Annotated in this window: 9 protein-coding genes, 2 tRNA genes and 1 other annotated feature; of the genes, 3 read left to right on the top strand and 8 right to left on the bottom strand. The window is 48.8% G+C overall.

Annotated features, from left to right (window positions below; translation table 11 throughout):
• Positions 1-70: 70 nt before the first annotated feature.
• Positions 71-146, bottom strand: a tRNA-Ala gene (locus EL628_RS18750).
• A gap of 317 nt (positions 147-463) precedes the next feature.
• A tRNA-Ala gene (locus EL628_RS18745) sits at positions 464-536 on the bottom strand.
• Positions 537-1,038: 502 nt separating this feature from the next.
• On the opposite strand from EL628_RS18745, the gene EL628_RS18740 reads away from it, so the two are divergent.
• Complete coding sequence (locus EL628_RS18740) at positions 1,039-1,482, top strand: hypothetical protein (protein WP_126581435.1); 444 nt, start codon at positions 1,039-1,041, stop codon at positions 1,480-1,482.
• On the opposite strand, the gene EL628_RS18735 is transcribed toward EL628_RS18740, so the two are convergent.
• Both EL628_RS18735 and lpdA read right to left on the bottom strand, forming a co-directional pair.
• Positions 1,479-2,888: a polysaccharide deacetylase family protein gene (locus EL628_RS18735; RefSeq protein WP_126581434.1), complete on the bottom strand. Its 1,410-nt coding sequence runs from the start codon at positions 2,886-2,888 to the stop codon at positions 1,479-1,481. The two genes, EL628_RS18740 and EL628_RS18735, sit on opposite strands and share 4 nt — an antisense overlap.
• 245 nt (positions 2,889-3,133) lie before the next feature.
• Positions 3,134-4,558 carry a dihydrolipoyl dehydrogenase gene (lpdA, locus tag EL628_RS18730; protein WP_126581433.1) on the bottom strand — a complete coding sequence of 475 codons (1,425 nt, stop codon included), beginning with the start codon at positions 4,556-4,558 and terminating at the stop codon, positions 3,134-3,136.
• Positions 4,559-5,001: 443 nt separating this feature from the next.
• On the opposite strand from lpdA, the gene EL628_RS18725 reads away from it, so the two are divergent.
• Positions 5,002-5,196, top strand: a complete 195-nt coding sequence (locus EL628_RS18725; protein WP_126581432.1) for a hypothetical protein — start codon at positions 5,002-5,004, stop codon at positions 5,194-5,196.
• Between the two features lie 96 nt (positions 5,197-5,292).
• On the opposite strand, the gene EL628_RS18720 is transcribed toward EL628_RS18725, so the two are convergent.
• Positions 5,293-6,003, bottom strand: a complete 711-nt coding sequence (locus tag EL628_RS18720; protein WP_126581431.1) for a metallophosphoesterase family protein — start codon at positions 6,001-6,003, stop codon at positions 5,293-5,295.
• A 251-nt stretch (positions 6,004-6,254) separates the two neighbouring features.
• Here EL628_RS18720 and EL628_RS18715 point away from each other — a divergent pair, with 251 nt between their 5' ends.
• A complete protein-coding gene (locus EL628_RS18715; RefSeq protein WP_126581430.1) occupies positions 6,255-6,752 on the top strand; it encodes a metallophosphoesterase family protein in 498 nt (165 codons plus the stop codon).
• Between the two features lie 84 nt (positions 6,753-6,836).
• On the opposite strand, the gene serS is transcribed toward EL628_RS18715, so the two are convergent.
• From serS to EL628_RS18695, 3 genes are all read right to left on the bottom strand, one after another.
• A complete protein-coding gene (gene serS, locus EL628_RS18710; RefSeq protein WP_126581429.1) occupies positions 6,837-8,114 on the bottom strand; it encodes a serine--tRNA ligase in 1,278 nt (425 codons plus the stop codon).
• Positions 8,115-8,180: 66 nt separating this feature from the next.
• Positions 8,181-8,395: a binding site (T-box leader), on the bottom strand.
• A 74-nt stretch (positions 8,396-8,469) separates the two neighbouring features.
• On the bottom strand, positions 8,470-9,642 hold the full coding sequence (locus EL628_RS18700; protein WP_126581427.1) for a hypothetical protein: 1,173 nt from the start codon (positions 9,640-9,642) through the stop codon (positions 8,470-8,472).
• A 248-nt stretch (positions 9,643-9,890) separates the two neighbouring features.
• A complete protein-coding gene (locus EL628_RS18695) occupies positions 9,891-11,486 on the bottom strand; it encodes a hypothetical protein (RefSeq protein ID WP_126581426.1) in 1,596 nt (531 codons plus the stop codon).
• Between the last annotated feature and the right edge of the window lie 17 nt (positions 11,487-11,503).

Genomic DNA, 11,503 nt, shown 5'->3' with positions numbered 1-11,503 from the left:
AGACCTTTCATCCCGAGGGACGAAAGATCTTTTCGTGGTACCACCCTGATTGTTCGATCGTAGGCGGTGTTGGTGGACCTGAGGGGACTCGAACCCCTGACCTCCTCCATGCCATGGAGGCGCTCTACCAGCTGCGCTACAAGCCCAGGCGAATTGGTAAAACCGCTTTGATCTACTCTCATTATGCGCGATAACGGACGCCCCGACAAGTCCTACTGGTCTGCTGAGTACCTATATACCATCCAAAGGTCCTATGCAGGCTGTTCAAACTTATTGCTCACAGGCGAGTTCAGTCTACCTATGTAGCCTCACACCAACCAGCTACTCTCTGTAATCGTGAGACCTACTACTCCTGCTCTTCGCTCTAGCGTTTACTATACCATACACGTTTGCGTTTTGCAAGGCTTTTTGCCTGACGATTGCAGTGAGAAAAACCACGTATTGCCTGTATTGGTATGCAAAGTGGAGATGAGGGGACTCGAACCCCTTACCTCAGCAGTGCGATTGCTGCGCTCTACCAGATGAGCTACATCCCCGAACACCGATGATATTACCATAGTGGACCAGATTTGTAAAGCCTTTTTGGTCTGGTAATTTGCTGTGAAGATTCCTATTCTCTCAGTCCTCTATCAAGTGGCAAAAAGGTCCTGTAAAAGGTTACATATCTGCTGAAAAAAGCCGCCTGATAGCGTATAGTGAAAGGGACGAGGTGAGCGACCCCGATTTCAACACAGTATTGGGGCCGCGTTCTTGTATTCAAGCACACTCAGAACTAATAGCAGACAAGGCATGTATACGTTTTGTCTCTGCGCCTGACAGAGGCTCATCTGCTCTTCTATTCCAGGAGAAAGAAAACATCCTCGCCAACGAGGCCTGTTTGTGTACCTGCTCTGATAGATGTAGAGAAAGTATTTACAGAAAAAAAAAGCACTGTGAGTAAACCTGTCTGAAGGCTGAAAAAGAGTGTTCCGACGGGAGTTAGCGACGAAGTAGAGAAGATCTCTGCCCGGACAGATTGCAGAGTAAAGAGGGAGAAGCATGATTTATTACCGTGTCGCGTTTCGTATAGCACAACCACAACCGGTGCAGGTTGGAACTACAGAACAAGTCCTCACCAATGAGCCAGCCTGGAAATGGCGTTCGACTATTTTAACGTCGCCACATGCCTTGAATACCTTGTTAAAAGCCTATCATGCTATTCCACAAGAGAATATTCGTATCTTCTTTGCTTCGTCCGAGGATGGAATGGACGATATGCTGAAGCGCCTGAACCAGGGGCAGGTCAGCGCATCATTGACGGCTGAGCAGTTTCTCGCCCAAAAGAAGATCAATACTCAAGTGGTTCGCTGGATGGAATGTGAGCTAAGCACCGCTGCTGACCACGATCAGCCTTATATCTTTGCTTTTCCTACAACCATCCAGGAGCAACAGAGCTGGTTTGAGCTGGCTCGCCGTGTTCATACAGGAGAGCTTGAGCCTTAACCTTCGTATGTTTTCATTTGTTGGATAAAGAAATTGAGGGATGAGCGTCCATCAATGCGCAGGCGAAGCAGAACAAAGGGATCTGCTCCCTTCTGAAGAACGCCTGTCGGGCCAGGATCGGTGGTGGCATCGGTATAGCCCTGTGCATCCAGCAGGGCAGTAATCGCGCGTTGGAGCGTGACATTACTGCCTTTAAAAGGATCGCCATTGGGATAGCAGAAGTGTTGAATGACCATACCAAGCTGCTTTTGCATTGTCAATTGAGAGACCTCTAGCTCCTGCTGGGCCTGTTCAGGCGAGTTCTGATACGTTTTGCCGATCTCTACATGATGGATGGTATGAGAGCCCATCTGCATGCCATTTGCCAGCATCTCTCGGAGTTGATCCCAACTTGCCTGTCCCTGCCAGCCAACCTTGCCAGTAATAATATAAAACATCCCCGAATAGCCATGAGCTCGTAAAACAGGATATGCTCCTGTATAGGCATCCACATACCCATCATCAAACGTAAAAATAATCGGTCTGCTGGGAAGCGCTACCCCATAGTAGAGCGCATTCATCAACTGATTAAACGTGATTGAATGATAGCCCTGCGTTTTTAAATAATCCAGTTGCTTACTAAAAGCAGTGGGACTGACCGACAGGCTGCGGCGAAGCTCTGGATTGGGATCATTTGCAGGGACCTCTGAGACATAATGATACATCAAAATTGGAACATTGACATTCTGACTGACGGGTGTCATAGGGGGGAGAAGTGGCGCTTCAGGATCGGCAGGCCCGCCATTCAGTACATACCATTGATTGCCCTCGCCCTGATGTGCTGAGAGGGAGGCGCGTTGGACGATACATGGTATATTTGTCAGCACATCACTGGCATGCTGATCAATAATAGGTAGTGTGGCAAGATTCGCTGCTGGTGTGATCTGGAGGGTAATGGCCTGTTCTTCGACGCGATTATAGCGTGTCATCGTTTCAGGATTCATCCAGTAAGAAAGATCGTTGACGCTCCCTTTCGTAAAGGTCCCAAGAGTAAAGCCTTGAAAGCGTTTCTGCTCATAGGTAGCAAAAGCCTCCTGACTGCCCCATTGGGCCTGAATATCAGGATGCAGCATCGACCACATAACATCGTATTGGTGATTGATAAGTGCCGAAAAATAAAGCTGTGTGATGGCTCCTACTTCACCCTGATATTTACTGGCAGAAATAACTGGTCGATGCGGATGTGTTTTAGGTTTCTGAGCCGTCGTTGGTGTAAGAGGTTGGGATGAGTGTGCTGCTGAGACAGGTGATAGAAAGACGTATGCCCCTAGAAAAAGAGATAAAAGAATGAGAGCTACAGAACATATCATCAGTATTCTAGCCATAATCACGAGCAGACGAGCCTGGGGAGGGGTCTTTTTATTCATATGCTACTCGCTATACCATATCCTGTTCACGTATAAAAATAAACCAGTACACTCTATTTTTATTGATACATAAATATATGTCAATAAAAAGTGTGTATCTGGCCATTCTTCCTATCTGTGTGCCTGAGCTTATCCCGGGGGATAAGTAGATAAGCAGGGAAAAGGCGCTCATGACAGACAGAAGAGCGCCAGAACTCACTTCAATAGAAGGATCTTCTGGCGCTCTTCTGTCTAAAGAGGCGTGCTTAGCGAGCAGCTTTGGCAGCTTGTTTTGGCGGAATATGCAGAGGATGGCCGGTAACAGCCAGGATCGCTTCGCGTAGCCCTTCACTGAGAGAGGGGTGCGGGTGGATCGTCTCGCTAATCTCATCGACAGTGAGCTCGCCGCGCATAGCCAGCGAATACTCGCTAATGAGATTTGTGGCATCCGGGCCAATGATATGAGCGCCCAGGAGCTCGCCATACTTGCCCACAATAACTTTTGTGAAGCCCTCTGTATCGCTTGTTGCAACTGCTTTACCGATGGCCGTCCATGGGAAGCGTTCCACCCGAGCCTCAGGGTACTTCTCCTTTGCAGCCGCCTCGGTCAAGCCAACAAAAGCGATCTCAGGGAAGGTATAGATAGGATTAGGAATCACATCATAATCCATGACAGTGTCTTTGCCATTGATATTATCGGCGGCGACTTCGCCCTCAGTTGAAGCCACATGTGCCAGGCCAGCGCCATGGATGAGATCACCAATTGCATAGATACCGGGAAGATTCGTCTGCATTTTATCGTTCACGCGAACGCGGCCACGATCGGTATCAAGGCCCTGTTCGATCAGCTTCTCCAGGCCAGTTGTATTGGCGCGTCGGCTGACAGCCATCAAGACATACTCGGCATCGTAGGTCTGTTGACCCTTATCAGTGGTGGCAGTAACCTGTTTCAGGCCTTTTGTATCGCTGATGCCTTCAACGCGTGCCCCTGTCACGACCTTAATACCGCGTTTAGCCAGGAGGCGTTGCAGCAGTTTGCGTACCTCTTCATCGACTGGAGCGAGAATATTGGGCAACATCTCCAGGATCGTGACATCTGTTCCCAGAGCATTGAACATACAGGCCAGCTCAATGCCGATGACGCCACCACCGACACAGACCAGGCTTTTGGGAGTGGCGGTTAGATTCCAGCAGGTATCGCTATTCATCACATTCGTGCCATCGATGCCAGGCATAGGAGGCATCAGAGGAACGGAGCCTGTTGCCAGGATAATATTATCGGCACTAAATTGTTGCGTCGTGCCATTATTGGTCACCGTCACCGTGCGTGAGGCATCCACTGAGCCAATGCCATCGAAGACATCGATATTATTGCCCTTCATCAGGAAACTGACACCACCGGTCATACGTTTGACCACTTTATCCTTAAAGGCAACCGCTTTGGCCATATTGAAGGTTGGTTTGCCTGATAGAGTGATGCCCAGTTCATCCAATGTAGAGAGATTGTGGAATGCCTCGGCCACATGGAGCATCGCTTTAGATGGGATGCAGCCAACATTCAGGCAGGTCCCACCCATATACTGTTTCTCTACAATCGCGACCTTTGCGCCACTCTGGGCGGCGCGAATAGCGGCGACATAGCCCCCAGGGCCAGCGCCAATTACAGCGACATTGTAATGCGTGCTTGTCATGTAAAACTCCTGACAATCTAGAAGTAGACAGGTTACTACACCTTAATGGATTGTTATTGCTGTTCTTTCTATGATGGATTGGGGTCCCGCCGCCCTCTTCGTCTGCATGTGATTTTTGTCATTATATCACGTCGAGCTTCGCGACGATACTCGGCTGCCATGACCTCAGTTGTTTCCAGGTTCCCTGGGGCTTATAGAAGTGCAACCGGGCATGGGATCATGTCTCGTAAATGAGGGTTGGCCTATTTGGCCTATGGGCTGGAAGGAGGAGTGATCTTCAACCAGGTTTAAACGTATCTATAAATGCAGACATGTTTTCTCTATCTTCTATTGATGCTACCCCTGGCCTCAGTGTAGGTTTAAAGAGAGAAACGTAAGGATGTTTGTTGAGAGGATGGGAGTGAATGAGAAAAAAGAAGGTATTATGGACTGGGAGATCTGCAATGACTACAACAGGAGAACTACGCGCAATCATTGAAGAACTGGAGCTGGAAGATATCGGAGATGCTGCCAGCTATCTAGGAGAAGAGTCCGCCTTTATGGATGGTTCGACTGCAACGGAAGCAGTAGCGTTGACGTTCACCAATACTAGGGATTATCTGGCAAGAGATGACCGGTGGACATTCCCGGTGCTCTAATCAACTGTCGTCTTTTTTTGCTAGCCATGAATAGCGCAAGCTCGCGTCTTTGCGAGCTTGCGTATTTTTATAGTCATTGATGTTGGCTGTGCGATCCTAATATCTGGCTTCAGTGAGAACTTTAATGCGTTTCTCGACATTGGGAATACCACTGGTTTTTAGCTGTTTGACGACAGCCTTGAGATCATATTTGATCCGTCGATGTTCAGCCTGCCAGCTGTGATCCTTCCAGGTCAGAATAGCATAGGAGGCGCGAACATCGCCATCGCGCGGCAGGCCACAACTTCCCGTATCCACAAGTAAGAGATGCCGCCAGCGCTTGGAATAGGCGACATGATAGTGCCCAAAGGCCAGGGCTCCAATGGTGGTTGGTAATCCACCCAGTAGATGTTCAAGCTTGCTATTAGGTGAGGTGGGGAAGATGGCCTCCTCCTGATTAAGAGGGTTGGCATGGACAACCAGAAGATCCGAACCCTTTGGATTGGTCACAAGATAGGACTGTGGGAGATTGCGGAGGTATTCGATCCCGTCAGGTCCAATCTGTTCTCGCGTCCAGTTAATAACTGCCTGTTTCTTTGGCCCTTTTTTGGAAGTCTGATTCACCACATCGCTATCGACATTTCCTTGAATAACAGGGCAGTCAAGAGCTTTGAGCATGGTAATGACCTCGCCAGGGCAGGGTCCATTCAAGCAGAGATCACCAGCAATAATCATTTGATCGACCGCAGGCTGTTTGGCGAGATCGGCCAGGATCGCCTGAAAGGCAAGTTGATTGCCATGAATATCTGATATGATAGCTATACGCATTGAAAACCTTATGCTATAAGAGGGTTAGGCCAGCAAGGCTGAGCCTCTATCCCAACACAGTGATATTGGGAGACTGAAACTGTCTTATTGTTAAGTACGGTTGATAAAACAAGTTCGATGAGCAAGCCTATTCCAACAACCGACTAGAAAAAGACCATAGGTAATATATCCCAAAAAACGGACTTTTACCAAGGAGAGTGGCCTCAATTGGTGTCTGTCTGGTGTGAAGGGAAGAGAGAAGGGTGCTGTTCATGCTTAGAAAGATAGGAGTCATCTCGGATACGCATATTCCCCGTTTTACGCAGCTTCCAGAAGCTATCTGGGACTATTTTGCGCATGTTGAGCTGATTATTCATGCAGGCGATCTTTCTATTTTAGGGGTGATTGCTCAGTTGGAGACGATTGCGCCCGTTGTGGCGGTGCAGGGGAATGTGGAGCGGGAAGAGGTTACGCTCAAGCTGCCAATCAAGCGAGAGATTGTAGTGGGTAACTGTAGGATCGGCATTGTCCATATTCTGGGAGAGGCTACACAATATGCTCAGACGGCGCGACGAGAGTTCCCCACAGCGCGTGTGGTAATCTTTGGACACAGCCATAATCCTTACAATCAAGAGCATGATGGCCAACTTCTCTTCAATCCTGGCAGCGCCACTGATCGTCGCCGTCAGCCGTCCTGTAGCATTGGCCTGCTTACGATTGATGATGAGGCGGGTAGTGTACAGGGCGAGATTATTGCACTGAATGTGTAATTGATAGAGATACCTGTCATTCAGTGGTGGTCGTACATCGCGAGACCTGCGAAATCTTGCGATGTACGACCACCACTGATCTGGTTAGCCGATATATTCCTGGCCGCCTAAATAGGGGCGCAGGGCTTCGGGGATGCGGATACGGCCATCGGCCTGTTGATGAGTCTCCAGTAAAGGAATCAGAATACGTGGCGAGGCGATCGCCGTATTGTTCAGCGTATGGACAAACTTCACCTTACCATCCTCATCGCGATAGCGAATATTGGCGCGGCGAGCCTGCCAGTCATGGAGGTACGAACACGAATGGGTCTCGCGATAGCGGCCCTCGCTGGGAATCCAGCATTCGATATCATACATCCCGACTTTTCCATCGCCCATATCGCCTGTACAGACATTGATGACACGGTATGGCAATTCCAGGGCCTGGATGAGCTCCTCAGCATTGCTCAACAACTGTTCGAACCAGTAGAGCGACTCCTGATGATCGGCCTGACACATGATATACTGTTCAACCTTATTGAACTGATGGATGCGGAAGACCCCACGAGTATCTTTTCCGTACGTTCCCGCCTCCTGACGAAAGCAGGGGCTATAGCCAACAAATTTTAGCGGAAGCTCTTCATATTTTAGAATCTCATCTTTATACATTCCTGTAATTGATACCTCGGCGGTGCCAACCAGAAAGAGCTCCTGATCTTTCACCTCATAGACCTGATCGCGGCCCTTAGGAAACTGTCCATTGCCAATAAAGGCGAAATCACGGGCCATCGAGGGGACGATAAGAGGCGTAAAGCCCTTTTTTGCCATCTTATCCATCGCAAAATTGATCAAGGCTAGCTCAAGGCGGGCCGCATCACCTTTGAGCACATAGCTACGCGAGCCAGCGACTTTGACCGCTCGTTCGATATCGACCAGATTCCATTTCTGCATGAGATCGTAGTGATCGAGAGCAGGAAAATCAAACGTTGTGGGTTCGCCCCAATATTTAAAGGGAACATTCTCGCTCTCATCCTTTCCAACGGGAACGCTGGGATCGGGAATATTGGGCACGAGCAGCAAGAGATTATAGCGTTCATCGACTAAGCGGTTCAGCAGAGGCTCCTTCTCTTTGATGGTCTCTGCCAGTTGTTTGCCGTCAGCAATCAGGCTAGTGCGGAGCTCTGTATTTTTCTCTTTGGCGGCCTGTTGAATCTGTTTCGAGAGCTGGTTCTGGCGAGCGCGGGCCTCTTCAACCTCTTTTTGTAACGTGATGACCTGTTGATCCAGAGCCAGAAGAGCATCGATATCGAGCGAATTATTTTTGACGCGAGCTGCCTCCTTCACGATGTCAGGATTGCTGCGGATAAATGCGAGATCTAGCATCAGAGTCTCTCCTTCGATAATGCATAAAAACATGAATAAAAACAATAAAAAAACGCCGTCTCCTTGTGAAAGGACGACGGCGCAGGATGCGCAGAATCGTGGTGCCACCTTAATTCATTCAACCGCAGTTGAAACTCCTCTTTGCCTGTTAACGGGGGCACCGCAATCGCTTCTCGCGTGGGCTCCTGGGCGGACTTCGCTCGCTCAGCCGACTGTGTTGCACCATCCCACAGCTCTCTAAACAGAAGAGTCGAGTTACTTCTCCCAATCGTTGCCGATCTTTTTACTTTAGGCACAGCATAGCAGTCGATATGTGTTTTGTCAAGCAAGGGTTCCTCATTTTTTCAGGTCTGTGTTATTGTCCTGTCTTTGCCTTTGTCGTTCCTGTTGCGTCAGCCGAGGCTGAAGCACTGGGGGTTGGAGAAGCGAATGGATCAGGCGTTGGTGAAGAAAGAGAAGGATCAGAGCTCTGTAAGGACCAGACCTGAGCGTCGCTACAGGAGACATCAATAGGCGTTCCCTGATTAATGACCCCTAGCCCGATCTTCCCGGCACTGAAAGTGCTGTCATTAACACTATCGAGATATGTTCCATTCGCATAAAGGTTGATGCGATTACTATTTGCGATCACTGCCAGTGTATTAGACTGTCCCATACCAATCGTAATAGCAGAATTGCGTCCTTTAATTAACGTATTTGGATTAGCATTTTGATAGAGATCTAATGCGTACGAGCCATCGGAACCGATATGAAAGAAATAATAATTTTTATTGGTGCTATCGATGCGAAAGAGCAAGCCAGCCTGACCAGGATTGCCTTTATTGATCGTCAGGCGAGCCTGGTACGCAAAACTACTAAAGCGCGTTGCCTGAGCAACGCATGGCTGAAGATAGCCTTGTGTCGCCTCACTTACATGATACATCACATCAGTAGTAGAGAATGTGCAGCCAGTATTTGTAGAGGGGGCCCCCTCATCCCATTTGCCTGCGCCAGTATTATCGCTTAATGGATCATCAAAGAGCGGCGTTCCATTGGTTGAGTTTGTATAGAGATCCCCCAATGCAGAAGCTGTAGCTGTAGCGTTGTCAACGGCGGCTGTCGCCTGAGCTACTGTATCTGATTGGGCGGTGGCTGTTGCTTCGATATTTGTCTGGGCTGTATTGAGTGCATTGGCTGTGCTTTGAGCCTGAGCCTGTGCAGTCTTCTGCACACTACTGGTAGCTTTAACCTCGGCGGCCAGCGAACTTGTGATAGAAGAGCGGAACTGTGTCGTTGTGGAATAGGTAATAAAGCTAAAGCCGCCAATAACCAGCAACAGTGCCAGGACCAGGACAATCACTTTTAGGATCGTTGAGAGTCTGGTGCTTTTGCGCGTGCGTGGTGGAGGAGGCCAGACAGGTTTTGTGGTTGTTGGAGGTTGGGGTATGCCTGTCTCTGGAAGTTCCTCCCTGGGGAGAGGAGTCGTCAACGGCAGAGTTGTCTCTGTCGCCAGAGAGGGCTGTACTTCTTCGGGCGTTCTCTCAGACATCGTGCTTTAATCGCTCCTGTTTCTGCAATGTTCGTTTGTATGAGTTCAGCATGGGTAGAGATAACTCCAAGGTGTTTGACTTCAAATGATAGAATAGCACAGAAACGATGCTCGTGCATGCATATCGCCTAAGAGTCATAGGTCCTGTCGCCAGGGCATAGGACCAGACCGCTGTAGAATAAAAGAAGTGACTCAGCCCTCCAATCAGAGAGCTGAGTCAAGAACTGCTGAAAGACGTCACAGAAACATCAGGAAAAAGCCCAGATCTGGAGATTGCTAAAGATCACATCAGTATTCTGGGTATATTTATTCGCCATCAACGCAATATCGCCATAAATATATGCTGTATCATGGATGCTTGTGACATACGTTTGATTGACGTAGATAGAGATCTCAGGTCCCTGAGTAATAAGCGTTAACTGATTCGTCTGGCCCAGCCCTGTATGGAATTGAGGAACAGGGCCACTTTGTAAAAGAGTCATCGCGCTTTTTCCAACGTTATCAAATTCGTAGAAGCCATCCTGGGTCAGAGAGAGCCAGTAATACTCATTCGTTGAATTGTTGACGCGGAAAATAAGGCCCTCTCCATCCCCTGAAACAATTTTCATCTGCACCTGGAGCGCAAAATCTCCCATTGGTTTGATATCAGAGTTTGCACAGTAATAAAAATGATTGGTGTTATTTATCTGTATATGAAACTCTTTACCTTGAAAGAGACAACTCTTATCGCTTTCATTCACAATTTCCCAGTTTGATTTCGCTTGATCATTGATGGGATCATTGAATGTAGGTTGACCTTGCGTTGCCACTGTATAGAGCGTTTTATGATCAGTATCGATACTGGCCAGGGCTACAGAAGCCTTTTTCGTTGTAGTAGTCGCCTGTGCCTGAGCAGTAGAGACCTGATTGGCTGTGTCCGTAGCTCTGGCATGAGCGGTGGCAAAGGTCTGTACATTGTGGCGAACCTCAGCGGGATGCGTTGCGGCAGCATAATAGATCACTCCACCACTTTCGCCAAATAAGGCCACCAATCCCACCACGAGAGCTATCAATAGACCAATCGACCATCTGGGTTTATGGATCTTCTGTGCGTTCGTTGGAGCTGGATACGCGACCGAAGCGGCTGGTTTATCCGGCACAAATGGAATGAACGTCGATGAATATCTGCTCTGATCAAGTGGTGCAAGCGTCTGTTCAGAGGGAATGGGAGCCTCTTGTAAGGTTGGTAGTTCAGCATCCGTCGCCACAGGTTCCTGAAGCGATGCCGTTGCGTGTTGGGCTTCGAAGGCTGTGACGGGCTCTCTGAATGAACCCTCTTCTGGAAAGGTTTGAGCACCGAAAATCTCTTTATCAGGAGTGATGAGAGTTGGAGCCTCATCGACTGGAGAGATCTCATCAGGAGTGATGAGAGTGGGGGCCTCATCGACAGGAGGGACCTCATCAGGAGTGATGAGAGTGGGAGCCTCATCGACAGGAGAGACCTCATCAGGAGTGATGAGATTGGGGGCCTCATCGACTGGAGGGATCTCATCAGGAGTGATCAGGGTTGGGGCCTTAGCGACTGGAGAGACTGGCTCAACAGCAGGCGTTTTGATGGTAGACTCTTGATCATCAAGTGTTGGCGCACCTGATAGTGGCTGTTCAGCAGTCAAAGAAAAATTGGTAGGAGTCGATATTGTCTCCTGTTCGAAAGCAAGCCGATCAGCCTGTTCGGGCATTGACGCTGAACGGATAGCATTTGCATGGAAATCCTCCAATCCTTGCGAGATAGAAATTGGAGTATGGCAAGTTGGACAGACCACCTGTTCGGATGTAAGAGTTGTGCCGCAGACATTACAATGCATTCTGTTTTATCTCCAAC

It is taken from the genome of Tengunoibacter tsumagoiensis, assembly GCF_003967535.1.
GTDB classification, from domain to species: Bacteria; Chloroflexota; Ktedonobacteria; order Ktedonobacterales; family Ktedonobacteraceae; genus Tengunoibacter; species Tengunoibacter tsumagoiensis.
Note: the sequence above shows the minus strand (reverse complement) of the source record. Positions and strands in the feature narration are given on the sequence as shown.